Genomic DNA, 25,162 nt, shown 5'->3' on the forward strand with positions numbered 1-25,162 from the left:
GGCTCGTGCCGGCCCGCGCCGGTATCACTGCACCAGGCAGGCGCTTCCGACGTTGATGCCGTTGCCCACCTGGATGGTCAGGCTGGTCTCCTCGTAGTCGCCGACGACCAGCTTCGCTGTAAGGACGTGGGCCCCGGTAGAATTCAGGGTCCACGTCGGCGTGACGGTGTCGCCGTTGACGGTCTTGGGCCGCCGGCGCGAAAGTGCGCCCGCAACTTCGATCTTGATGAAATCCGTTGTGCGACACAAGGCGCCGGAAATCGTTCGGCTCCGATCCGAGCCGTCGCGTAGCGGCCCGGACGGTCGGTCCGCAACCCCTTTCGTGCCGGGAAATACGCCTCGTGAACTGCGATATTCGTGGTCTACTTGTAGCGAACACCGCCGGTCAGCGTTCGCCGCTGCGGCGGGCGGGGACTATCCGGGGGACGGATATCATGGCGCCGATCAAGGTTCTGGTGGTAGGGGACGGGCGATCGTCCGCGCGAGCGCGAAAGGGCATCAGCTTCGCCGGCGGAGTCGATCGCAACCGCGATGCCTTCACCGTCACGGAGTTCGTCTACCTCTTGGAGCACGCTCCGGCACAGGACATTTCGGTGCAGACCGCGCATCGAAGCGACGACCCGAATGCCGCCTTCCCGAACTTCGACTTCCGATCGGAGCGTCTGCGCGACTACGACGTGTTGTGGCTGTTCGGATTCGAGGGCAACAACGACGGCGCCGTGCACGGGACGCCGATCGCCGACGGCGAGGTCGCGGCCGTCTTCGATTTCATGAACGCGGGCGGAGGGGTCTTCGCGACCGGTGACCATTCCGGCATGGGCTCGTTCATGTGCGGCCGGATACCTCGGGTGCGCACCATGCGTAAGTGGTTCGGTGTGGAATATCGGCCCATCGACGCGCCGACGCACGCGCTCGATTGGCGCGGCGAGGTCGTGACGGCGGCCAATTGGCCCGCCAAGTCGGTGCCGGGTGGGCTGGACCGCGCCGACACGCTGGTCTTCAATCCGCGCGGCGGGATCGCCGCGGACGGCACCCTGGTGCGGGACACGGAGTCGCTGTACCAGTTCGACAACCAGTCCGACGACATCGCCCAGACTCTCGTCCTCGACGCACCCGTCCACGACATCCTGCGGCGTGCGGACGGCGCGCCCATCACCCGGTTCCCTGATCACATGCACGAGGGTGAAGTGGTGACGCCGGCCGATCTCGAAGCGGTCGTCGCACCGCGCGACACCCCGGTGCCGGAGTACCCCTCGGCCGACGGTGTGCGACCCGCGCCGCGCGTCATCGCCACCGGGACCGCGACAGCGGGCCACTCGGTCGCCCTCACCGCCGACCCGTGTCTGTCCGCCGATCCGCCCGGCGACCCGGCGCCCTCGGTCGCGATGACCCTCGGCATCCTGTGCGCCTACGACGGTCTTCCGGCGGGGGTGGGCCGGATCGTCACCGACTCCTCGTTCCATCACTACGTCGACGTGAACCTCATCGGTGACCCCTGCGGCTCGACACCGGATCGCCGCCGCGGGTTCGGTGTGCCCTACCACCCACCCGTACCGGGAAGTGTGCTCGCCGATCTCGGGACGTGCTACGTCAACACCGTGCGGTGGCTCGCCGGATCGGGGTAGGAGTCGTCGCGCGCCGAGGACAATACGAGAAAAGGCTCAGGCCAGAGAGATCGAATCTCTCTGGCCTGAGCCGTTTGTAGCGGGGACAGGATTTGAACCTGCGACCTCTGGGTTATTTGCCAACCGGATTGCGGTCTCTGAGTCACGCCTCGTCCCGTATGCGCTGGTCAGCGGGTCCGGGCGCGAGATCGGCATCCGCTCGGTTCTACATGTCTCGGCCGCGTATCTATGCGTTTCATTCCAATCCGTTCCCATCCGGTGCGCTGGAATCGGGATCGCGGCCTATCTGCGGTTGCCGGAACAAGTGACTTCGCTACGGCGCTGCCGTGCGTCGATGCGCATGTCGCCCACTGGAATGCTGCACGCGCTGTCCGGCGGCATCCGGCGCAATCGGGGCCTGGACTCGCGTAGCTGTCCCCGAACGGCGCAGCTGTGTTGGCCTGTCGATTCATGGTACGAATCCGGACGCGGCCCCATCAACTCTCATGTTGATCGGAATCTTCAAGTCAGCGTTGCCCGAAGGGGCGAGCTACAACTTGCTGTCAGATCATCGGAGGTTTGTCCGGCCGGAGTTCCCCCCGAATCCGATCGTGTCACCTGACAGAGGACTCGTGCACCAGTTTCGTGCCCAACGCTGTTTGCGCTCGCGGTCACGGTTGATCCAATCCCGGCCCTCGGTGGCCACTGCTTCCAATACCCGTAGCGCGCTGTCGAACCCCGCGGCCGGCACGAACGCCACGTCCTCGAGCTCGTCGTCCTCCCCGGGCGGTTCATCGCCTGTCGCTCGGCCGTTCTCCCGGACTTCGGCGATACAGGTGCCGTTGAGCAGAATCAGCCGAAAGACCCGGCCAGCGCGGTTACCCACCGATGGGCTGCCGTCGGCCCGGAAAGTGCGGACACCTTTCTCGGTGACCGAGGCCGAAGCCACAGCATCGTAGGTGCACATCTGGTGCTGCTCGTTCCGCACGTCGCCTGTGGTGAGGTTCAAATAGGTTCGTGTGGTTCGCATTCCGAACTTGGTCAACAGGAAGATGTAGACCATATACGCCTCGTATCGCGGCGGCCCGCCGATGATCCTGCTCCTGCGCGCGAAGGGAGCCCGCTCGGTCAGCACCACATACGTGACCAGGTCACGCTCACGAAGATTCGCCCGCCGCAGCGCCTCGTTCTTGAGATGGGCCTTGTCCAGGGCCAGCCAGCGCTCCATCTCCAAATCACTGGGCCGGTCGGCAAGAACCCCGCGCCATCGGTGATGCTCGGCCTGCTCGCCGTCGAACACCATCTCGGCATCCTGTGCGAGAAGACGCTGCGTCCGAGACACCGAGACGATCCGGGCGACGCCGCCGATACCCCACCAGCCGCCGACACCAAGCAGGAACGCCCCGTACTCTCCGACGAGCACCAACACACCCAAAACTGCCACCCACACTATTGCGCCGACGGTCCGAAAGTTAGCCGCCCGCTGCGCTTCGGCTGGCCGCGCCGGTGGATAGTCGAATCCTTGGCCGATGCGAAGGACATGCCACCGGATCAGCCATTGCAACTCGAAAGGGTGGCATTCGTAGTGGCCGTACTGCTGTTGCAACCTGCGCTTGAGATATCCTCGATAGCCCTCTGTGGTTTCCCATAGGCCTTCGGGATTCCACGCCCGGAAGCACTGGTCGACCAGTTTGTCGAACTTACCTTCCTGCTGGTAGGGCTGTGGCTGGCGATGGGCCCACACGTTGTGCACATGCCTTGTGTGGGTCTGCCAGACGGTCGTGCAACGCACCGCCACGTAGCCCCCGGCCACGACGAGTGCCACTCCGGCCACGGCGCTGGCCGTGACCTCACCGATCAGCATGGTCACGATCGCCGAAACCGTTGCCACCGAGCCGAGGACGGCATCGCGCCAGTCGGTGGCGGTGGCCGGAGCAGGCGCTGTTACCCATCTCCCGGGCGGTCGTGGATCGGCTTCGAAGAACTTCCACGCCCGTCCGACGCGATCGCCGCTCATCCGTTGCACTGCGACCTGGTGTTTGCGCGCAGCGGTGAGCCACTCCTGCTCGGCACCGCTGAGAATCCGGCTCAGGTGTGTGACGATCTCGTCCTGCCGATCCACGCTCAGGGCGCCGAACATCTTCAGCGGGGTCGCGAGTTCGTTCTCGATGGCCCCCTCGCTGAACTCGGCATGAGCGTAGCGCAGCAGTTCGTTGACAACCTCGAGCGCTTCCCGCCACTCGTCTCGGGTTTCTCCCGGCACCGCGTTCATGGCGTGGTGGATCTCGTCGGACAGCTCATTGGTGATTTCGGTGAACGAGCGGTCGCTGAGCACCGACAGCACGTACAGGTAGGCGCGTTCAGTGGTGGCGTGGCCCGTGTGGTGCAGGCGGCGCAGGATTTCCTCGGCCTGACGGGGATTGCCGCCGGCGAGGAAATCTCTGGCCACCTTGTGCCTGCGGTCCGGCGAGTCGTCGGGCGAGGTGTGGTAGATCGTCTCGTTGTGCTCCACGAATCTGTTGTATTGGGCACCGATCTGCTGCCCGACGTGGGCGCGGCCGGTCGCGTTGAGATGGTTGTGCACCGACATACCGGCCGCTGTGGAGTCGGGGATCATCTCGCCCCCGAGTTGAATTGCACACCGATCTGCTCGCCGACCTTTGCGTGGTCCCGTGCGGTCATCGTATTGTGGATCGGCGGCAACGACGGAGGCGTCGGCGCAGCAGACCCTGCCGTTGAATCGGGTTTCGGCTCGAGGGAAACCGCCAGCGCAACCGCGAACGCAGCAGCATTCCGCGCAGCGATGAGCTGACCGCCATCCCGGTCCGCCTCCGCCTTCCCTCCGTCGGCACGGTCGCTTATGCCGCGGACGACCGCGGCAGGCACCTGATCGGCGAGGGCCGCCGCATGCGCGAATCCCGAACCCTCCATCTCCACGGCGACCGCGTCGTTGAACGACGCGCGGATGCGGCGAGCGAGCTCCGATGTGGTGGAGTCCAAGACCACGTCTCCCACCGCGATCGGCGCGAAGGACACCTTCGGTTCGGTCGTGCGCGCTTGCTCGGGCAGCCAGTCGTGCCAACGATTGCCCCGGCATAGCCGCCGGGCTTTCTGGTCGAGCCGGTGCGATAATTCCCAGGAACGTGGCCGCACCAGAAACTCGTCATCTTCGCTGCGCCCGCCCTGATACGAGTGGACCTTGGTCGCCACTACGACATCACCGATGGACAGCTTGCCACGCAAGCCACCGGCGATGCCGACGAACATCATGACCGCAGGCGAGAATTCGGCTCGGGCGCGTTCGGTGAGCGCCGCCGCGGTGGTAGTGCCAGCGCCGGTGACCCCCACCGCTACATGATGCCCGGGGTACCCGGCGATGGTGCCTACATCGAACAACGTGCCCTTGTCGTGCTCATACACGGTGGTGTCGACCAGATGCTCCAGCACGGCGTCCTGCTCGATGTTCAGAGCGGTCAGAATCACGATCATATTTCTCCCCAACGTGATCGGAACGGAGCGTCACCTGAGACCTCCGTGGACTGACGCTATCCGCCGGATCCTTTTACGTCAATAAGACGTAAAGTAGCCGTGGAGAGGAGATACGTTATGCCCGAACGTAACTGGCCAACGACCGAAGTCGCCATCGCGGTGGACCTTGCAGTCCTGACCGTGCGCGATGACACGTTGCAGATCCTGATGGTGGAACGAGGGACCGATCCATGGCAGGGGTTGCTGGCCCTGCCCGGCGGATTCCTCGACGACACCCGCGAGGACCTGGACACAGCGGCAGAACGCGAACTGGCCGAAGAGACCGGCCTGGACCTGGACCGTGCACATCTCGAGCAGCTACGCACCTACGGCTCACCGAACCGGGACCCACGCAGACGGGTCGTGACCGTCTGCTACCTCGCCTTCATTCCCGACCTGCCGGCACCGGTAGCCGGTGGCGATGCACGTGAGGCGGGATGGATGCCCGTCAAATCACTACTGAACGCACACACCGAGCTCGCCTTCGACCACAAGCGAATCGTCGCCGACGCTGTCGAGCGCACCAGAAGCAAACTCGAGTACACAATGCTCGCCACCCGATTCTGCGCACCGGAGTTCACCATCACCGAGCTGCGCAGGGTGTATGAGATCGTCTGGGGCCAAGCTCTCGACCAGCGGAATTTTCACCGCAAGATCACCGCCGCGAAGGGTGCGTTGATTCCCACCGGAAAACAGACCAACCGCCACGGAGGCCGCCCCGCCGCCCTTTACCGTGCTGGCTCCGAATCCATCCTGTATCCAGCGATACCGCGCACAACCACCCACTCCAGCGCGAATTGAGCCGATCCGCGATCCGGATCTGTCGCGCCTTCGAGGACGTAGGTGCTGGGACCGCCCCGATACGTCACCTATCGCCGAAGCGGTCTCTCCAGTACGGATGGTTTCGGAGGAAGTCGATGTTCTGCTGAGTTTTGCCTTCAAATGCGAAGTCGATCAGGTCATCCCAGACCGGAGTCTTCCCGCGTACCAGCGCCCAGACGGTGTCCTGACTCGTGTACAGGTAATAGCGTCGCGGCGCGGGCGGTTCGGGGTCCCAGTCGACCCGCACCGAGCACCCGTTGCCGGGATTTTCTGTGATGGTTCCGGTCAGTTCGAAATCCATGACCGATACGCGTTCGTCGCGCCGGTCGAACGGGACGTCGTCTACGGTGGTGCGGCGGGTGCGTACGGCGATGCGTTCCCCTGACAGCATGTCGGCGACTTTGCTTTCGAAGCGGGGGTTCGGGTCCATTCGCCACTCGCCGCGCTCGATGAAATCGCGAATCTGGTTGCGCCCGGTATGGGTTGGGCCTGGAGACACGATCCAATAGCAGACCAGGTCGCCAGCCTTGCCCTCGGCGGAATTGCTTCGGCGCACCTCATCCAGGTGGGCTTGTGGCGCAGGTTCGGTTGGGCCCCCGGGTTTTCCAGTAAGGCTGCCCTCGAGGAGGGCGGGCAGCGGGTGTTCCGGATCGACCACTTCCGGAACGTCGACGTCGAGATCGGTGCGTCGAGCGAGCTCGGCGGCGGTGATGCGTTGGCGAGCCGCGGCACGGCCAACGGCGTCAAATCGAATCCCTTCCTTTTCCAGGATCGTGCGGGGATCCTCGGTGCGAGCCGGGTCGGGCCACCTGAAATCGGGCGAGATCTGGCCGGTCGACTTCAGAACCCGATGAGCATTGGGAGCCGGGACGGAAGCCAACCGGGCACCCACGGCGACCGGTGCACACCCGATCACCTCCGCAACGTCGCCGTAGGTTGTCCACCGCCCGGAGGGGATCGAGGCGAGCACTTCGATCATCAAGCGCCACCTCGGCTCTGGCGGCAACGTACCGACCGAATCATCCGGTCCTGGCCAGATCTTGACGATGCGCTCGGCCAGCGACTTGCCGCGGGCGCGGATCTCCTGGCCTCCCCATCGTGCCGCCTTGGCGATCTCCCGGTTCATCGCCAAACCACTGTCGCGCAGGATCTGTTGTTTGGTAGAGAACCCGTCGTTGCCGAGCTTCCCGTTGTAGGCGGTGAGACTCAAGTTGCCCAGCGTATGCACGACGGCTTGGTGCAAATCCTGCGGACTGTCGTTGCCGTCCACCTCGTCGGCGAGCATGGCCCACCATTCCTCGGTCGGCGACTGTGGAAGTACGTGCTCGATGGTGAGTTTGGCTCGGTCGAAATCCACCTGCTCGCCGTGCCGGAGATCTTCTTCCAAGCAGCGCAGGATATAAGCCCGCTGCGGGCCCCTGCCACTCCAGTAGAAGTTGTTGGCCAGCACAGCTTCTCGAATATGTTGATCGGTCGGAAATCGTTTGCGGTTGCCGGACAGGATCTTTGTGATCTCCTCAGCGGTGGGCACTGCGTCGCCGAGCTCCTTGACCAAGGTCATCAGCACACGATTACTACCCGTACTGCCGATACCGGCGATCATTCTGCGCACCAGGTAGCTCTCCACCGCCCGCATTGCACGCGCAGCAGCGGCACCATCGAGTTCCCCGGCATCGCGGGCAAGCAGAATCCGTAACGCCACCGGATGCACGACCTGCGCGCCCCACCTATCGAGGCGGTCCAGCCCGCGGCGCAGCGCATCGTCCGGTTCGCTGTCCGGGTTGAGAATTGTGCGGAACAGCCGCGCCTTATGGTGCAGCTCAATGATCCAGGATTCGATCTCAGCCTCGCCGAATGCCGCGAGGCGTTGCTGCTGCGCGTGATAGGCCGCCGCCTGGGTAGCCCGGTCATCGCCACGCATGACCAGATCGAGCCAGATCAGAGTCTCCAGCTGATCATTGGTGAGCAGGCCCTGAAGCGGCCGCCACTGCTGCTCGTAGACGAATTCAGCGCGGGTGGGTAGACGCATGAACACGTAGTTGCGCAGCAAGTCAGCCTGGGTCAGTGGCTGGCCGGTGTGATTGAGCGACTCGAAGATCCGATGCACATTGTCGCCGGGATGCGCCGCGATCTCCACGATGCTCAACTGGGACGCGATAGCTTGCTCGATACGCGCGATCTCGTGCGGGTTCTCCGAGTCAGCGGCTGAGGCCAGTTCGCGACAAAAGTACTGGTACGCCTCCCCGATCGGGTCCTCTCCGCCAGCGTCCGGAGATCCTTCCACCAGCGCCTGCCACGAGGCTCGATCCGCCTGCGTCGGCAGCAACGTGTAGCGCTCGAGGCCATTGGCATACCGGTTGACCAGGTAAAGATCATCGATCTTCGCGGCCAGGCGACCGTCTGTTGCGCGAACATGATCACGGATAGCGCACAGCAGAATGCTCAACGTCGTCAGCCGCTGCTGGCCATCCACCACAAGCCAGACCTGCACACCGGCCGGCGTGTTCGCAGGACTCGGTGCCAGCACCACCGACCCCAGAAAATGCGAAGCGCCGTCTCCTGCGTCGATAACCCCGATAAGGTCGTCCCACAGCTTCCGCAGATGCTTCCTCTCCCAGCTGTACCGACGCTGGTAGAGCGGCACTACATACTGCCGCTCGCCCTGCAACAAACTCCGAAGTGTTGTCTCGCCAGCCTTCATCTTCCCCCACTTGCGCTGTGTGCCAACGTCTTTCAGTCAAAGATCGACAGGATCCTACCTTCGATAAAACGATCACGAAACCCCGCGCTGAACCGCACCCCAAACGACGAAAGATGCTGGATACGAGGAGAACCGATTTCATGTTCTGCCAGTCTTTGGCCCCAGCACTCGGCGACGAGCACTGCGATCTTGTACATGCGGTCGCTGACCACCGCGTAGCAGGTTCCCGAGAGTAGATGGACCGTGAGGCGCTCGAACTCGCCACTGGTCAGCGGCGCGGCGAAATATGTGGAGTCCGCTGGTCATCTCTCGATCTCGACAGTGCCATGCAGTCGATCCACGAGAGCCGCGTGGTCGTCGCCGGTCGCGGGGCCGACGGTCAGGTGAAGTCGGATGATTACGCACGTCAAAACTCACTCGACCCGGACGCTGTCCAGTGCTGCGGGATTGGAAGGAAGTCCGGGACGCTGAGCGAAAGTTCTTCGGTGAGGACTACCAGGACACCGGCGGAGTGTTCACGTGGGAGGACGGGCGGCCGGTCCACCCGGATTCGATCCGGGCGCGGTTCAAGCGTCTGGCAGCTGAGGCGGGGTTGTCGGAGATTCGCTTCTACGATCTGCGGCACTCGTACGTCACTGGAGCAGCGTTGGCTGCCGGGATCAGCCCCAAGGTGGTCGGCGAACGGGTGGGGGACGCCGATGTGGTGTTCACCCTGAAGACCCCGGCATGGACGAGGAGGCGGCGGTCCGCGGTGCAACCTATTTACTGGGCGGCACCGGCCCTGTCGACGGGGTTACCAGTCGTGAGCCTGGCTAAGGTTCCCCAACCCGCTCCCATCCGTCAATGAAGAATGGCCCGGAACATGCTGTTCCGGGCCATTCTCCCTAGTAGCGGGGACAGGATTTGAACCTGCGACCTCTGGGTTATGAGCCCAGCGAGCTACCGAGCTGCTCCACCCCGCGTCGGTGATCTCAACCTTACACATGCGGCGGGCGTGGCGCCTAATCGGCTGGTCGGAGGCGGTTTCAGCCGAACTGGATGCCTTGGGCGAGGGGCAGTTCGGTGGAGTAGTTGACGGTGTTGGTGGCGCGGCGCATGTAGGCCTTCCACGAGTCCGACCCGGATTCGCGGCCGCCGCCGGTGTGCTTCTCGCCACCGAACGCGCCGCCGATCTCGGCGCCGGAGGTGCCGATGTTGACGTTGGCGATGCCGCAGTCGGAGCCGTCGGCGGCGAGGAAGCGTTCGGCCTCGCGCTGGTCGCCGGTGAAGATCGCGGACGAAAGTCCTTGCGGCACCGCGTTGTGCAGCGCGACGGCGTGCTCGAAGTCGTGGTAGGTCAGCACGTACAGGATCGGCGCGAAGGTCTCCTCGCGCACCACGGCGGTCTGCGCGGGCATCCGCACGATGGCCGGGCGCACGTAGTGGGCGTGCTCGCCGAAGCCGGGCACCGGCTCGCCGCCGCAGACCAGTTCGCCGCCGTCGGCGAGTGCGCGATCGATCGCCGCGCGCATGCCGGTGCGCGCGGATTCGTTGATCAGCGGCCCGACCAGCACCCCCTCGTCGAGCGGATTGCCCACGCGCAATTGCCGATACGCGTTCGAGACCCGGTCGAGCAGCGGCCCGACCACGTCGACGTGCACGATCAGCCGCCGCAGGGTGGTGCACCGCTGCCCGGCGGTGCCCGCCGCCGCGAACACGATGGCGCGCGCGGCCAGCTCCAGATCGGCAGAGGGCGTGACGATGGCGCCGTTGTTGCCGCCGAGTTCCAGCAGGCAGCGGCCGAACCGCGCGGCCACCCGCGGCGCGACCATGCGGCCCATCCGCACCGAGCCGGTCGCGCTGAGCAGCGCGACCCGCTCGTCGTCCACCAGCCGGGCGCCGACCTCGGAACCGCCCTGGATCAGTTGGTGCACTTGCGGATCCGCGCCCACGTCGGCGGCGGCCCGCCGAAGCAGCGTGTGACAGGCCAGCGCGGTGAGCGGGGTGGTCTCGGAGGGCTTCCACACCACCGTGTCGCCGCACACCAGCGCGATCGCGGTGTTCCACGCCCAGACCGCGACCGGGAAGTTGAAGGCCGAGATCACGCCGACCACGCCGAGCGGATGCCAGGTCTCCATCAGCCGGTGACCAGGCCGTTCGGAGGGCATGGTGCGCCCGTACAGCTGGCGGGAGAGCCCGATGGCGAACTCGCAGATGTCGATCATCTCCTGCACCTCGCCGACCGCCTCCGGGCCGATCTTGCCCGCCTCCAGGGTGACCAGCTCGGCCAGCTCGGACTTGTGCGCGGTGAGCAGCTCGGCGAGCCTGCGCACCACGGCGGCCCGCGCGGGCGCGGGCACCGTGCGCCAGGCGCCGAACGCGGCGGCGGCGCGTCCGATCGCGGCGTCGACTGCCTCGGGCGGGTCGGCGGGCAGGGTGGCGAGCGCGCCGCCCGTAATGGGAGTGCGGGCGGTCAGCTCACCCGTCTGGGGCGGCTCGGCGCCGAGACCGCGTAACAGGGTTGCCGCGCGGTCGGCGAGATCGCGGGTCAGCTGGTCGCTCAAGGTGTTCGTCATCGATTGCTCCGCTTCGGCTTTGGGCTCTGCTTCGGGCGTGCACGCGGTGCTGTCAGGTTGCCAGAAGTGAACGAGTCGGGGTTTTCGACACGAGCAGCGTTCACTGGGTTAGCCTCCACTGATGGCGGATACACCGGCAAGACCCGTACTCGATGACATCGATCGCCTGCTGATTCGTGAACTGATGGCCGATGGTCGCGCCACCCTGTCGAACCTGGCCGAGAAGGCGAGCCTATCGGTCTCCGCTGTGCAGTCGCGGGTGCGCAGGCTGGAAGCGCGCGGCGTGATCCGCGGCTACACCGCGCACGTCGACCCGGAGGCCCTTGGACAGCTGCTCTCGGCATTCGTCGCGATCACTCCTCTCGACCCGTCGCAGCCGGATGACGCCCCCGCTGTGTTGCAACATATCCCGGGTATCGAGGCATGCCACTCGGTGGCGGGTGACGAGAGCTACGTGTTGCTGGTGCGGGTCGCTTCGCCGCGCCACTTGGAGCAGCTGCTCCAGGAGATCAGGGCGACCGCCAACGTCCGGACGCGCAGCACCATCATCCTGCAGACATTCTATGACAGGTAGCAATTCGGAGTAATTACTCCGCAATATTGTAGAGATTCCGTAAATATTTTCGTACCCTACAGGTGTGACCCTCGAACTGGAGCGCACCCGATCGGGTGGTGACACGGCACCGGTCACCCCCGCGACCCGGGTACACGAGATCCTGTCGGCGCACCTCCTCGCCGACGGCTTCGAATTGGTGCTGGACCTGACCAACTCCCGCGGCTGCCGCCTCGTCGACGAACGCGACGGCAGCACCTACCTCGACATGTTCGGCTTCTTCGCGTCCAACGCGCTGGGCATGAACCATCCCGCGTTGGCCGACGATCCGGACTTCTGCGCGGAGCTGGCGACGGCCGCGCTGAACAAGCCCTCCAACTCCGACATCTACACCGTGGAGATGGCGCGGTTCGTCGAGACGTTCGCGCGTGTGCTCGGCGATCCGCGACTACCGCACCTGTTCTTCATCGACGGCGGCGCCGCCGCCGTGGAGAATGCGCTCAAGGTCGCGTTCGACTGGAAGAGCAGGCACAACGAATCGCAGGGTAGGTCAAGGGATCTCGGCACGAAGGTGCTGCATCTGACCGGAGCGTTCCACGGCCGGACCGGCTACACCATGTCGCTGACCAACACCGACCCGGTGAAGACCGACCGCTTCCCGAAGTTCGATTGGCCCCGCGTCGACACGCCGTACCTGGCGGTCGGACGCGACATCGAGGCCGCCGAGGCGCACGCGCTGGACCAGGTGCGCCGCGCGTTCGCCGAGAATCCGCACGACATAGCGTGTTTCATCGCCGAGCCGATCCAGGGCGAGGGCGGCGACCGGCACCTGCGCGGGGAGTTCCTGCTCGCCGTGCAGCGGCTCTGCCACGAGAACGACGCGCTGTTCGTCCTGGACGAGGTGCAGACCGGCGTCGGGATGACCGGAACCACCTGGGCCTACCAGCAACTCGGTCTGTCGCCCGACGTCGTCGCCTTCGGTAAGAAGACCCAGGTGTGCGGCGTGATGGCGGGCGGGCGAGTCGACGAGATCGCCGACAACGTATTCACGGTCGGCTCGCGGCTCAACTCCACCTGGGGCGGCAACCTGGCCGATATGGTCCGCGCCCGCCGCATCCTCGAGGTGATCGAGCGCGACGAGCTCATCGAGCGGTCCAAGCCGCTCGGCGAGCACCTGCTGCGCAGGCTGGAGGGGCTGGCGGCGGAGCACCCGCGCGTCACCGAGCCGCGCGGGCGCGGCCTCATGTGCGCGATCACCCTGGCGACGGTGGAACTGCGCGACGCGGTGCTGACCGGGCTGCGGGAACGCGAGCACGTGCTGATCATCGGCACCGGCGAGCGCGGCATCCGCTTCCGGCCGCCGCTCACGGTCAGCGCGGCGCAGCTCGACGCCGCCGTCGACGCCGTGGAGAGGGTGCTGGGTTCGGTCGACTGACACGGCGCGCGGCGCTGCTGGCGTGGATAGCCCGGAAATCGCTGTCCGGCCCGTAGGCTTCGCTCACATGTCGTCTCACTCCTCCCAGGTACGGTGCAGACGCGTGAACCGACGTGGCGCACCTCGCGGATACTTCGCGGCCTTGGCCGCTGTGGCGGCGGTGACCAGCTGTACGACGAGCGAGGCTGGCACCGTCGTCACCGAATCGACGAGCTCGGCCGTCGCGGCGGCGCCGAGCCCGGACGCGCCGCCCGCGCAGATCGCCAATCTGTTGCCAGGCATGCCACCGCCGCTGTCTCCGACCGACGTGTACGCGGCCAACCGGGAGCTGAGCCCCTCGGTGGCCGATCACCGGCCGCTGGTGTACGTGCCCAACAGCCAGTCCCACACCGTCTCGGTGATCGACCCGAACACCTTCCAGGTGATCGACACCTTTCCCGCGGGCGGGCAGGAGCCCCAGCACGTGGTGCCGTCCTACGACATGCAGACGCTCTACATCACCAACGACCTTCCGATCGGCGGCGGCAGCTTGCGGCCGATCGACCCCCGCACCGGTCTGCCCGGCGAGCCGTTCCCGGTCCGCGACCCCTACAACATGTACTACACACCCGACGGCCAGTTCGCCCTCGTCGTCGCCGAGGCGGACAGGTCGCTGGACTTCTACGATCCGCGGACCTGGCAGAAAGTGCACGCCCTCTCGGTGCCCGATTGCGCGGGCGTCGACCACATGGACTTCACGGCCGACGGCCGCTTCGCCCTGGCCAGCTGCGAATTCATCGGCCGCATGCAGGTTTTCGACGTCGCGGACCGCAAACTGGTCAAGACCATCGATCTCGCGGGCGGACGCTCGGGCAAGCCGCAGGACGTGAAGCTCTCTCCGGACGGCCTCACCTTCTACGTCGCCGACATGGCGGCGGGCGGGCTCTACGTCTTCGACGCGCTCACCTTCGAGAGCAAGGGCTTCGTGCCCACCGGCGACGGCGCGCACGGGCTCTACATCACCCGCGACTCCAAGCAGATGCTCATCACCAACCGGCACGAGGGCAGCATCTCGGTGTGGGACTTCGCGGAGAACCGCCTGGTGCACAAGTGGTCCGTGCCCGGCGGCGGCAGTCCCGACATGGGCAACATCTCCGCCGACGGCCGGGTGTTCTGGGCCTCGGGCCGCCACCACGGCGAGGTCTACGCGATCGACATCGTCGAGTGGAAGCTGCTGGCCCGCATCCCGGTCGGGCGCGGACCGCACGGCCTCACCATCTGGCCGCAGCCGGGGCGCTACTCGACCGGCCACACCGGCGTCATGCGTTAGCCGTAGCTCGGCGTCCGCTGCGGCCGTGCGCTCGTCCTCGTCGACCCGGCCACGACGGGTCCGATCGACGGCGACCGATCAGCTGGTCTCGGTCAGGCGCAGGCCGAGGCCGCCCTCGACGAATCGGCCGACCGCCGTGCGCCCAGCGTCGAGCGCGGGTTCGAAACCCGCGCGCGACCAACCGGTGAGCTCGGCGGTGCCGTCCGGGGCGGGGGTGACGACGATCTCGGCGACCATTTCCGCCGTGGTGGGTTCGCAGACCGCCCAGGAGTAGTGGGTTTCCTTGTCCCACTGGGTGGTTCGCCGGGTGACGTACTCGGGATCGGTGATGCCGCCGGCGGCGAGCGCGGGGCGGTCGTCGATCCGTTCGTCGGCGCGCAGTGCGCGCAGGTACCAGCTGCCCGCGTTGATCTCGATGGGTTCCATCAGTGCTCTCCCTGTCGGTCGCCGAACGGCAGGGCGCGGCCCATCGCGCGCTCCCGCACGGGAGCGCCGATCCGGAGGCCGGGCAGCTCGTCCACGGGAAAAGGCTAGCGTGACCGGCCGCGGCCACCGCGGGGCGGGCGGCGGGCGCGCGGAAGTCGGGCAGCTCACACCATTCGTGGTGGTTCGCGCGGGGTACGCTCCCTGTAAGGCTGGGCCCGCGACGAAAGTCGTGAGCTGGACTTTCGGTGATGTACCCCGGCATTCGGGAGTCCGCGTCGGCGCGGCGGATGTCGATGGTGACTGGGAGGTTCGCGATGACAGCGGCGCGGTTCGGTCGTTATCGGCTGGAACGGCTGCTCGGCAAGGGCGGCATGGGACAGGTCTGGCTGGCCTACGACACCACCGACCACAGACACGTCGCGCTGAAGCTGCTGCCCGCCGAGCTCGCGGCGGACGAGGTCTACCGGAAGCGTTTCGAACGCGAGGCCCAGGTCGCCGCCGCGCTGCGCGATCCGCACATCGTGCCCATCCACCGGCACGGCGCCGTGGACGGGCGGCTGTTCATCGAGATGGCCTTCGTCGAAGGCACCGACTTGGCCGCGCGGCTCTCCGAGGGCGGACCGCTCACGGCGGGCGCGGCGCTCGACATCCTCGGGCAGGTCGCCGCCGCCCTGGACGCGGCGCACCGCGCCGGGCTGGTCCATCGCGACGTCAAGCCGTCCAACATCCTGGTGGCGCCCGGCGGGTTCACCTATCTGATCGACTTCGGCATCGCCCGCGGCACCGGTCAGACCTCGGTCACGACAACGGGTCTGGCGATCGGCACCTGGGCCTACATGGCGCCGGAGCGCTTCAGCGGTCACGCCGACGCGCGCGCGGACGTCTACTCCCTCGCCTGCGTCCTGTACGAGACCCTCACCGGTCGTCGCCCCTACGGCGACACCGACCCGGCCCGGCAGATGCACGGGCACCTGATGACCGATCCGCCGAGCGCGTCGTCGGCGAACCCGGACGTTCCGGCCGGCCTCGACGCGGTCATCGCGCGGGGGATGGCGAAAGAGCCGGGGGATCGGTACGCCAGCGCGGGAGAGTTCGTGCGGGCGGCCTGCGAGATCGTCGCGCCGATGCCCGGCGCACCCGGTTCTCCGCACCCGCCCCGTGTGCTCCAGCAGCCGGGGCTCCCGCCGACGCGGGTCGAGACGGTCGGGCCCGATCTGCCCGCCGATGATGCTCGGACTCCGATCGCCGCCGGGACCGGTGCGCCGACATCGACGGAAGCGCCTGCGCAACTGGCCGGCTCGAAGGCCTCGGGGGTTCTTCCTCCGACGAAGGTGATGCCCGCGCCGGGACCCACTCCGACGCTGGTGCAGACCAGAGTCGCGCCGCAGGGCTATTCGGCGGGTGTCGTGCCCCCGCGCTCCGCGCCGCCCGGTGTCGTGCCACAGGGCCCGGCACCGTCAGGCGTCGCGCCGGGCCTCGTGCCGATCGGCTACGCGCCCGCGATGCCGCCGTCGGCCGCGGCCCGGCCGGTGCTGCCCGTCGCGCATCCCTATGGCAAGCGGTGGTACCTGCGGCGCAAACCGGTTCCCGCGATTCGTCGTTCGCCGTCGCCCGGGCCGGTGTGGCCGTCGCGCGGGCCCGCGTACGTCGCGCCGCCCCGTCCTCAGCAACCGCCGCCCCGGCGCAAGCGAGGCGGGGTGCTGCGCAAGGTGATCGGGGCGTTGGTCGTGATCTTCTTGGCGCCCTTCGTCTTCGCCGCGGGGTGCCTGGCGTTGATCGCCGCGGTCGGCGGGGACGAGTCGGCGACCGCGCCTCCGCCGACCGCGATGGTCGAGGATCATCCTGAGCCCGCGCCGAATCCGGGCGCGCCCGCCCCGGCGTACAGCGCGGTGCGGGACGGCAAGTTCGAATTCGCGGTGACCGACGTGAAGTCGGGAGTCTCGCGCGTCGGTCTACAGTCGGCGCGCGGCGCGTACCTGGTCGTCACGCTCGCCGTCCGGAACATCTCCGACGAGGTGAAGTGGTTCCTGCCCTTCGGCCAGAAGCTCGTGGACGCCCAAGGCAACGCGCTCGATCACGACACCACGGCCACCGCCTGGCAAGCCATGCAGTCGCGCCTCGGCTACTCCTTCGAGCTGCGCCCCGGCGCCTCGGCCACCACCGTGCTGGTGTTCGACGTGCCACCAGGCAGCACGCCTGACCACCTCGAACTGCACGACTTCGTGCTGTCGAACGGCGTCACCGTCGCGCTCGACTGAGGAGCCGAGCCGCTGTCGGCACTCGAAGCGTGGATCGAGGCGCGATTTCCGCTCGTCTGCCGGATAACGGCCCGTTGCTCGCGGATCGGCCGCGTTGTCCGCATCGTGACCCGACCACGGGCGCGTTCAGGCGGCGTCGACGCGGGCGAAGGCGGTGTAGACCGCTTGGCGGCCGAGTTCCAGAGCCTTGGTGAGCAGGTCGGTGTCGCGGGCGGTGCCTTCGACGGTGGGCGCCCCGGCGGGCGGGTGGATTTGCAGGACCGTCTCGCCGAGGGAAGCCAAGAGGGCGACCTCCGCCTGTTCCTGCTCTGGGCGGCGCAGCCAGGCGCGGTAGGCGCCGGGGGCCCGCAGGCGAAGATAGTTGCCGCCGACCAGCTGGTGAACGCGGGAGGCGGGCGGACGGGCCTCGTCGGCACGGCGAGTGCGCAGCACCAGGCAATGGGTCGCGCCGCCGCGGACCGCGGTGTGGATGGGGATCGGCTCGGCGATGCCGCCGTCGAGATAGGGCACGCCGTCCAAGACGACGGGCGGACCGGCCAGGATCGGCAGATTCGCGCTGGCCCGCAGCGCCCGCATCAGGGTCGGCTTGTCGTAGATGTGCGGGCGGAGGTCGATGGCGTTGCCGGTCCGGATGTCGGTGCCGATCGGATGGAAGGTGGTGGGGTTGTTCAGGATCGCGGGAAAATCCATGGGTTCCAGGCCGTCGTAGACCCGGTGCACCAGGTACCGCACGTCGAAGGCGGCGCCACCGCGCAACAGCCGGCTCGGATCGATCACCCGCCGCATGATCTCGGGATCGGACCAGGAGCGCATTCCCGGCACGGCCCGCCCGCACAGCAGCCAGGCGCCGTTGATCGCGCCCGCCGAGGTGCCGTAGACCGCGTCGAACACCCCGGAGAGGCCGAGCTCCTCGAGCGCCTGCACCATGCCGCTGGAATAGACCCCGCGACTGCCGCCGCCCTCGATGACGAGCGCGAGCCGATGGCCGTCCGCGCGGGATCCGGTGGTGCTGCGGCCTCGGATGATCTCGGCCACGGTAGAGCTGATCACCGGTCCACGATACGACAAGAGCGGGCGTGGACTCCGTTGTCCATCGCCCGCTCTCGTGCGGTGTCGGCCGGGCCCGGTGGGCACGGCCGGACGCAATCCGTCCTCAGCGCTGCGAACAGCGGAGGCGCGGTACGCCTTACTTGATCTCGGCCAGCACCGTGCCCTGGGTGATCGCGGCGCCCGCCTCGACGGCGAGACCGGTGACGACGCCCGCCTTGTGCGCGTTGACGGGGTTCTCCATCTTCATGGCCTCGAGCACCACGATCAGGTCGCCCGCTTCCACGGACTGGCCCTCTTCGACGGCCACCTTGACCACGGTGCCCTGCATCGGCGCGGTGACCGCGTCACCGGAGGCAGCGCCGCCGCCCGCACCGCCACGCTTGCGCGGCTTCGGCTTCTTGCGGATCACACCGGCGCCGTTGCTCGCCGCACCTGCGGCGCCGGCACCCACGGTGAAGTTGCCGGGCAGCGAGACCTCGACACGGCGACCGCCGACCTCGACGACGACCTTCTGCCGGGGCAGCTCCTCGTCCTCGTCGGCCGGGGCGCCGCTACCGGTGTAGGGCTCGATGTTGTTGGTCCACTCGGTTTCGATCCACTTGGTGTAGACGTCGAACTTCTCGCCGTCACCGATGAACGCGGGGTCCTCGACGATGGCGCGGTGGAACGGGATGACCGTGGCCAGGCCCTCGACCTGGAACTCGGCCAGGGCGCGGCGCGCGCGCTCCAGCGCCTGGGTGCGGTTCTCGCCGGTGACGATCAGCTTGGCCAGCATCGAGTCGAACTGTCCGCCGATCACGCTGCCCGCTACCACGCCGGAGTCGACGCGCACGCCGGGGCCCGACGGCTCGCGGTAGACCTCGACCGGGCCGGGGGCGGGCAGGAAGCCGCGGCCCGCGTCCTCGCCGTTGATGCGGAACTCGAAGGAGTGGCCGCGCGGGGCCGGGTCTTCCTCGAGCTCCAGCTCTTCGCCGTTGGCGATGCGGAACTGCTGACGCACCAGGTCGATGCCCGCGGTCTCCTCGGTGACCGGGTGCTCGACCTGCAGGCGGGTGTTCACCTCGAGGAACGACACCGTCTCGCCCTGCACCAGGTACTCCACGGTGCCCGCGCCGTAGTAGTGGGCCTCGCGGCAGATCCGCTTGGCGGACTCGTGGATCTTGGCGCGCACCTCGTCCGACAGGAAGGGCGCGGGCGCTTCCTCGACCAGCTTCTGGAACCGGCGCTGCAGCGAGCAGTCGCGGGTGCCCGCGACCACGACGTTGCCGTGCTTGTCGGCGATCACCTGCGCCTCGACGTGGCGGGCCTTGTCCAGGTACTGCTCGACGAAGCACTCACCGCGGCCGAACGCCGCGGTCGCCTCGCGGGTGGCCGACTCGAACAGCTCGGGGATCTCCTCGATGGTGTGCGCGACCTTCATGCCGCGACCGCCGCCGCCGAACGCGGCCTTGATCGCGACCGGCACGCCGTACTGCTTGGCGAACTCGACGACCTCGTCGGCGTTCTTCACCGGGTCCTTGGTGCCCGCGGCCATCGGGGCGTTCGCGCGCTCGGCGATGTGCCGGGCGGTCACCTTGTCACCCAGATCGCGGATGGACTGCGGCGACGGGCCGATCCAGATCAAACCGGCGTCGATCACGGCCTGGGCGAAGTCGGCGTTCTCCGAGAGGAAGCCGTAGCCGGGGTGGATCGCGTCCGCGCCCGCCTTGGCGGCGGCGTCGAGGATCTTGTCGAACACGAGGTACGACTCGGCCGAGGTCTGACCGCCCAGCGCGAACGCCTCGTCGGCGAGCTTCACGAAGGGCGCATCGGCGTCGGGCTCGGCGTACACCGCGACACTGGCGATGCCGGCGTCCTTGGCCGCCCGGATCACACGCACGGCGATCTCGCCTCGATTAGCTACGAGTACCTTCGTGATCCGCGCGCTGGCATGGCTGGGCACTGAGCCTCCTGGTTGCAATCTTCTGGTCGCTTCGCGGGATGGGGCCGCAGATGGCCCGTTCCCGGTAGGGGTCGGAACACCGCGCAGGCCCCGTGCCCGTGACGACAGTTTTCGTCTGGGGCGAGTGTAGGCAGTCTGCCAACAGACGCCGAACTCGGATAGCCCTACTGAACAGTAGGTCGCGCATCACACAATCGCATCCGGTGTGATCCAGCCCCGATTCGGGTCGGCGAGCGTTACCGGGCGCAGTCCGTCCACAGTTCCGCGCACGGCCGGACCGAAGGCCGGAGGTACGCCGATCAGACGCCGCCGGACGCAGTCCGTCCACAGCCCCGCGCACGGCCGGAGCGAAGGCGGAGGTACGCCTACTTGCGGCCTCGCCGAGGGGCGGTCGGAACCTCGCCCGGTTCAGTCCCCTTGGCGATGGGCATCCGAACCGAATTGCCCCACTCGGTCCACGAGCCGTCGTAGTTGCGGACCGTACCGTAGCCGAGCAGGTAGGTCAGCACGAACCAGGTGTGGCTGGAGCGCTCGCCGACGCGGCTGTAGACGACCAGGTCGTCGGCGCCGCCGACCGGCGCGTAGATCGTATCCAGTTCGGCGCGCGAGCGGAAACGTCCGTCCGAGCCGAGCGAACGGTCCCACGGGATGTTCAGCGCCGTGGGGATGTGGCCGCCGCGCAGCGCCGCGTCCTCGGGACTGTCCGGCTTGGGGGTGAGCTCGCCGGAGTACTCCTCGGGGGAGCGCACGTCGAGCAGCGGCTTGCCGAGGTGGGCGAGCACGTCGTCGCGGAAGGCGCGCTCGGTCGCGTCGTCGCGGTGCACCGCGGGGTAGTCGCTCGGCGGGAGGTTGGGGGTGTCGAAGGTGGTGTCCCGTGCCTCCGAGATCCACGCCTCGCGTCCGCCGTCGAGCAGCCGCACGTCCTCGTGCCCGAAGAGCGTGAACAGCCACAACGTGTGCGCGGCCTGTGCGTTTCCCCGATCTCCGTAGATGACCACCGTGTCGTCGAGGGCGATGCCCTTGGCCCGCATCAGTTCGGTGAAACGCGCCCCGTCGATATAGTCACGCGTGACCGGATCGTTGAGATCGCCGCGCCAATCGATCTTGACGGCCCCGGGGACGTGTCCGATGTCGTAGAGCAAGATGTCCTCATTGGACTCCACGATCCTGAGTCCCGGCGCGCCTATGTTTGCCGACAGCCACTCTGTGGTTACTAGTCGGTGAGGATGTGCGTACGTTCCGAATGAGGGATGGGCGTCCGGGGCAACGGGCACGATATGGGTCCTTCACACGAGGTAGACGGTGGTTACAGCGGTTCGGGTCTCACTGCGATGTTAAATGTGAGGCGATAGTGAAACTCGTTTCAGATCACGAATCGGCTGATTGGGCGAATAAATCGCACCCTCATCCGATAAAGTCTCCCGGGAGGAGGGGTGAGCTATGTCGGATTCCTGGCCGCGGCGGCGACTGCTCGCGATCCTACGTGGCGCAAGCGAGCCTCTCGATGCCCAAGAACTGGCCAGAATCACCGGACAGCACGTCACGACGGTGCGATTTCACCTGGATGTGCTCACCAAGGAATCCCTCGTTCGGCAATTCCAGCAACCTCCGCGCGGCCGCGGCCGCCCGCGCATCGGCTACAGCGCGGTCCAGCGCTCGGTCGGGTATCAGGAACTGGCGCAGGTGCTCGCCGACCAGCTCGGTCTCGACCCGCGCCGCCGCTCGGAGGCAGCCGTCGCGGCCGGGCGCGCCTGGGGCGGCAAGCTCGACGCCGGTGATCACCCCGTGGAGTCACTGGAGGACGCCAGAGACGTCACGCTGACCTTGCTCTCGGAACTCGGGTTCGCGCCGGAACGCGATCCGGCCGCCGAGAACGACGACGAGATCCTGATCCGGATGACCGCCTGCCCGCTCCGCGAGCTGGCCCGCACGCACTCCGAGGTGGTGTGCGGCGTGCATCTCGGGTTGATCAGAGAAGTGCTGGACCGCAACGGCGTGCGCGGCGAGGTGAACGTCCGGCTGCACCCGTTCGTGGAACCGGAGCTTTGCCTGACCCGGCTCGAACACCTGGCCCGCCGGAATCAGGAGAATCGCGAGACGGCGTCGGTGCCCGCCGGGGCCGAGCCGGGCGGTGCGGAACCGCCCCTCACGCCGCCGCTACTGGGCCGTGTGGCGCCACAACTGCGCAATGCCGACCCCAACGTCGCCAAGCAGTCGGCGCAGCAGTGGTAGACCGATACCGATGACGCTCGACGGATCGCCGTCGATCCGGTCGACGAACCAGCCGCCGAGCCCGTCCAACGTGAACGCGCCCGCCACCTGCAGCGGCTCGCCCGTGGCGATGTAGGCGTCCAGCTCGCCGGGTTCCGGCTTCGCGAAGTGCACCGTGGTGGCACTGCAGTCCACCGCCTCGGTGACGATCTCACCGTCACGCATCCGCAGCACACAGTGCCCGGTGATCAGATCGGCGCTGCGCCCGGCCATGTCGGCCCAGCGGGCCCGCGCCACCTCGGGGGTGTGCGGCTTGCCCTGCAGGACGCCGTCCACCAGCAGCATCGAATCGCAGCCCACGACAACGCAATCGGCGGCGTATTCGGGGATGGTGGCGGCGACGGCGGCCGCCTTGGCCTTGGCCAGCTCGACGACGACGGTCTGCGGGGTGGTGTCGGCGGGCAGCGCCGCTGCGACCGCGTCCTCGTCCACGTCGGAGACCCGGACCACCGGGTCGATGCCCGCCGAGCGCAACACCTCTCGGCGGGCCGGTGACGCGGACGCGAGAACCAGCGTCGTCGTCACCGAAGGTGCGACAGCTGCGGGAAGGCGTACGGCGAGAACGGCGACGAGCCGCGGTGCAACATGGTCGGGCGTCCCCACCCGTCGGCGGGGCCGGTCGAGGCCGCGGCGCCCGAGGCGTTCGCGGCGGCGGAGAACACGCACACCAGCGCGGCGATCTCCTCGTCGCTCGGAGCGCCCTTGACGATTCGAATGAACGGCTGCTCGCCCGCATCGGCGGCGGCCGTGCCAACGGTGACCGCCTCGACCTCTTCCGCGATCGGGTCGACTGCGAGATCCAACTCGGCGGCGGTCAACACGTCTTCCTCTGCCACGGTCGTCACAGTGCCAGATCCTTCCTCTAGCTCGATCGGGCGTAGTCCCTCACCCGAAACGGGATGACGCGATAATCATCCTCGGTTTCACTCATTGCGTCTCTGCAACCAGTGTGCGCGGCTCACCGAGGTTATCGCCGAATCAGAGCGGGATGTTGCCGTGCTTCTTGGGCGGAAGGGTCACCATCTTGCGCTCCAGCAGTCGCAGCGCGGACACGATCTGACCGCGGGTGTGCGACGGCGGGATGACCGCGTCCACGTAGCCGCGCTCGGCGGCGACGTAGGGGTTCACGAGAGTGTCCTCGTACTCGTTCTGCAGCTCGAGCCGCAGCGCATCGACGTCGTTGCCGTCCTTGGCGGCCTGCTGCAGCTGCTTGCGGTAGACGAATCCGACGGCGCCGGAAGCGCCCATCACGGCGATCTGAGCGGTCGGCCACGCGAGGTTCACGTCGGCGCCCATGTGCTTGGAACCCATGACGTCGTAGGCGCCGCCGTAGGCCTTGCGGGTGATGATCGTGATTTTGCCCACAGTGGCCTCACCATAGGCGTAGAGCAGCTTCGCGCCGCGCCGGATGATGCCGTTGTACTCCTGGCCGGTGCCGGGCAGGAAGCCGGGAACGTCGACAAGGGTGATGATCGGGATGTTGAACGCGTCGCAGGTGCGCACGAAGCGCGCGGCCTTCTCCGAGGCGTCGATGTCGAGGCAGCCCGCGAACTGGGTGGGCTGGTTGGCCACGATGCCGACGCTGCGGCCGTCGACGCGCCCGAAACCGACGATGATGTTCATCGCGCGCTCGGCCTGCACCTCGAGGAACTCGTCGTCGTCGAGCAGGCGACGGATCACCTCGTGCATGTCGTACGGCTGGTTCGGCGAGTCGGGGATGATCGTGTCCAGCTCGAGGTCTTCCTCGGTGAGGGACTCCTCGATGGCGCCGTCGATCGGGTCGGTGGGCGCGAAGCGCGGGGCTTCGGCGCGGTTGTTGCTCGGCAGGTAGCTCAGCAGATCCTTGACGTAGTCCAGCGCGTCCTGCTCGCCGGAGGCCACGTAGTGCGCCACACCGGACTTGGTCATGTGGGTGTGCGCGCCGCCCAGGTCCTCCATGGTGACGTCCTCGCCGGTGACCGTCTTGATGACGTCCGGACCGGTGACGAACATCTGGCTGGTGCCGTCGACCATCACCACGAAGTCGGTCAGCGCGGGGGAGTAGACGTGGCCGCCCGCGGCCGGGCCCATGATCAGCGAGATCTGCGGGATCACGCCGGAGGCCTGGATGTTGCGGTGGAAGATCTCGCCGTAGAGGCCGAGCGAGACGACGCCCTCCTGGATGCGCGCGCCCGCGCCCTCGTTGATGCCGATCAGCGGACGGCCCGTCTTGAGCGCCAGGTCCATGACCTTGACGATCTTCTCGCCGTACACCTCGCCGAGGCTGCCGCCGAAGACGGTGACGTCCTGGCTGAAGATGCACACGTCGCGGCCGTCGATGGTGCCGTAACCGGTCACCACGCCGTCGCCGAGCGGGCGGTTGTTCTCCAGCCCGAAGTTGACGCTGCGGTGGCGGGCGAGCGCGTCGAGTTCCACGAAAGAGCCCTCGTCCAGCAGCGCGAGGATGCGTTCCCGGGCGGTCATCTTGCCCTTGGCGTGCACCTTGTCGACCGCCGCCTCACCCATCGGGTGCTTGGCCTCTTCCAGCCGATTCCGCAGGTCAGCCAGTTTCCCGGCCGTGGTGTGGATATCGGGTTCGCCCGCCGAACCGGATGCGGACTGCTGCTGGACACTCGTCATGGCTCGGAGTGTAACCAGTGGCAGTTGGTCTTTCTAACCCAGTAGGGGCTACCCGCTAGTAGAAAAGCCCAGGTGGACAAGGGCTCAGA

The 25,162-nt window shown here is 67.4% G+C and carries 19 protein-coding genes and 1 tRNA gene; 7 read left to right on the forward strand and 13 right to left on the reverse strand.

Annotated elements, in window-relative coordinates:
• Window positions 1-24: 24 nt before the first annotated feature.
• Window positions 25-249, reverse strand: coding sequence for a hypothetical protein (locus AC3ERS_RS06450; RefSeq protein WP_431964446.1), 225 nt, complete (start codon window positions 247-249; stop codon window positions 25-27).
• A 185-nt stretch (window positions 250-434) separates the two neighbouring features.
• On the opposite strand from AC3ERS_RS06450, the gene AC3ERS_RS06455 reads away from it, so the two are divergent.
• Window positions 435-1,625 (forward strand): hypothetical protein, encoded by a 1,191-nt coding sequence (locus AC3ERS_RS06455; protein ID WP_431964448.1) that lies wholly within the window; start codon window positions 435-437, stop codon window positions 1,623-1,625.
• A gap of 547 nt (window positions 1,626-2,172) precedes the next feature.
• Here the strand turns inward: AC3ERS_RS06455 and AC3ERS_RS06460 are convergent.
• Together AC3ERS_RS06460 and AC3ERS_RS06465 are read right to left on the reverse strand one after the other, a co-directional pair.
• On the reverse strand, window positions 2,173-4,194 hold the full coding sequence (locus AC3ERS_RS06460; RefSeq protein ID WP_431964450.1) for a hypothetical protein: 2,022 nt from the start codon (window positions 4,192-4,194) through the stop codon (window positions 2,173-2,175).
• Window positions 4,195-4,217: 23 nt separating this feature from the next.
• A complete protein-coding gene (locus AC3ERS_RS06465) occupies window positions 4,218-5,093 on the reverse strand; it encodes a 5'-methylthioadenosine/S-adenosylhomocysteine nucleosidase family protein (RefSeq protein ID WP_431964452.1) in 876 nt (291 codons plus the stop codon).
• 117 nt (window positions 5,094-5,210) lie between these two features.
• On the opposite strand from AC3ERS_RS06465, the gene AC3ERS_RS06470 reads away from it, so the two are divergent.
• Entirely contained in the window at window positions 5,211-5,933 is a 723-nt protein-coding gene (locus AC3ERS_RS06470) for an NUDIX hydrolase (protein WP_431964454.1), read from the forward strand.
• Between the two features lie 64 nt (window positions 5,934-5,997).
• Here AC3ERS_RS06470 and AC3ERS_RS06475 read toward each other — a convergent pair whose 3' ends face one another.
• The 3 genes from AC3ERS_RS06475 to amaB form a co-directional block, all read right to left on the reverse strand.
• Entirely contained in the window at window positions 5,998-8,625 is a 2,628-nt protein-coding gene (locus AC3ERS_RS06475) for a GmrSD restriction endonuclease domain-containing protein (protein ID WP_431964456.1), read from the reverse strand.
• 918 nt (window positions 8,626-9,543) lie between these two features.
• Window positions 9,544-9,617: transfer RNA gene (locus AC3ERS_RS06480), tRNA-Met, on the reverse strand.
• Window positions 9,618-9,680: 63 nt separating this feature from the next.
• On the reverse strand, window positions 9,681-11,210 hold the full coding sequence (amaB, locus tag AC3ERS_RS06485; protein WP_431964458.1) for an L-piperidine-6-carboxylate dehydrogenase: 1,530 nt from the start codon (window positions 11,208-11,210) through the stop codon (window positions 9,681-9,683).
• 121 nt (window positions 11,211-11,331) lie between these two features.
• Between amaB and AC3ERS_RS06490 the strand changes: the two genes are divergently transcribed.
• From AC3ERS_RS06490 to AC3ERS_RS06500, 3 genes are all read left to right on the forward strand, one after another.
• Window positions 11,332-11,784, forward strand: a complete 453-nt coding sequence (locus tag AC3ERS_RS06490) for an Lrp/AsnC family transcriptional regulator (protein ID WP_040686931.1) — start codon at window positions 11,332-11,334, stop codon at window positions 11,782-11,784.
• Between the two features lie 64 nt (window positions 11,785-11,848).
• Window positions 11,849-13,198 (forward strand): L-lysine 6-transaminase, encoded by a 1,350-nt coding sequence (gene lat, locus AC3ERS_RS06495; protein WP_431964461.1) that lies wholly within the window; start codon window positions 11,849-11,851, stop codon window positions 13,196-13,198.
• Between the two features lie 103 nt (window positions 13,199-13,301).
• Window positions 13,302-14,507, forward strand: a complete 1,206-nt coding sequence (locus tag AC3ERS_RS06500; protein WP_431964463.1) for a YncE family protein — start codon at window positions 13,302-13,304, stop codon at window positions 14,505-14,507.
• Window positions 14,508-14,585: 78 nt separating this feature from the next.
• Here the strand turns inward: AC3ERS_RS06500 and AC3ERS_RS06505 are convergent, their stop codons facing one another.
• Window positions 14,586-14,933: a hypothetical protein gene (locus tag AC3ERS_RS06505; protein WP_431964465.1), complete on the reverse strand. Its 348-nt coding sequence runs from the start codon at window positions 14,931-14,933 to the stop codon at window positions 14,586-14,588.
• Window positions 14,934-15,247: 314 nt separating this feature from the next.
• Between AC3ERS_RS06505 and AC3ERS_RS06510 the strand changes: the two genes are divergently transcribed.
• Window positions 15,248-17,191, forward strand: coding sequence for a serine/threonine-protein kinase (locus AC3ERS_RS06510; RefSeq protein WP_431964467.1), 1,944 nt, complete (start codon window positions 15,248-15,250; stop codon window positions 17,189-17,191).
• Window positions 17,192-17,317: 126 nt separating this feature from the next.
• Here AC3ERS_RS06510 and AC3ERS_RS06515 read toward each other — a convergent pair whose 3' ends face one another.
• From AC3ERS_RS06515 to AC3ERS_RS06525, 3 genes are all read right to left on the reverse strand, one after another.
• The gene (locus tag AC3ERS_RS06515; protein ID WP_431964469.1) at window positions 17,318-18,241 is read right to left on the reverse strand and encodes a patatin-like phospholipase family protein; all 924 of its coding nucleotides are present in this window, start codon (window positions 18,239-18,241) and stop codon (window positions 17,318-17,320) included.
• A gap of 136 nt (window positions 18,242-18,377) precedes the next feature.
• On the reverse strand, window positions 18,378-20,183 hold the full coding sequence (locus tag AC3ERS_RS06520; RefSeq protein WP_431964471.1) for an acetyl/propionyl/methylcrotonyl-CoA carboxylase subunit alpha: 1,806 nt from the start codon (window positions 20,181-20,183) through the stop codon (window positions 18,378-18,380).
• A gap of 365 nt (window positions 20,184-20,548) precedes the next feature.
• Complete coding sequence (locus tag AC3ERS_RS06525) at window positions 20,549-21,457, reverse strand: sulfurtransferase (protein ID WP_431964473.1); 909 nt, start codon at window positions 21,455-21,457, stop codon at window positions 20,549-20,551.
• 166 nt (window positions 21,458-21,623) lie between these two features.
• Here AC3ERS_RS06525 and AC3ERS_RS06530 point away from each other — a divergent pair, with 166 nt between their 5' ends.
• Window positions 21,624-22,415: a helix-turn-helix transcriptional regulator gene (locus AC3ERS_RS06530; RefSeq protein ID WP_431964475.1), complete on the forward strand. Its 792-nt coding sequence runs from the start codon at window positions 21,624-21,626 to the stop codon at window positions 22,413-22,415.
• On the opposite strand, the gene AC3ERS_RS06535 is transcribed toward AC3ERS_RS06530, so the two are convergent.
• The 3 genes from AC3ERS_RS06535 to AC3ERS_RS06545 form a co-directional block, all read right to left on the reverse strand.
• Complete coding sequence (locus AC3ERS_RS06535) at window positions 22,341-22,979, reverse strand: nucleoside triphosphate pyrophosphatase (protein ID WP_431964477.1); 639 nt, start codon at window positions 22,977-22,979, stop codon at window positions 22,341-22,343. The genes AC3ERS_RS06530 and AC3ERS_RS06535 overlap by 75 nt on opposite strands.
• Window positions 22,976-23,299: an acyl-CoA carboxylase subunit epsilon gene (locus AC3ERS_RS06540; RefSeq protein WP_431964479.1), complete on the reverse strand. Its 324-nt coding sequence runs from the start codon at window positions 23,297-23,299 to the stop codon at window positions 22,976-22,978. The genes AC3ERS_RS06535 and AC3ERS_RS06540 overlap by 4 nt, the downstream gene beginning before the upstream one ends.
• 133 nt (window positions 23,300-23,432) lie before the next feature.
• Window positions 23,433-25,073, reverse strand: coding sequence for an acyl-CoA carboxylase subunit beta (locus AC3ERS_RS06545; RefSeq protein ID WP_431964481.1), 1,641 nt, complete (start codon window positions 25,071-25,073; stop codon window positions 23,433-23,435).
• Window positions 25,074-25,162 lie beyond the last annotated feature (89 nt).

This window comes from Nocardia sp. bgisy134, from assembly GCF_057708325.1.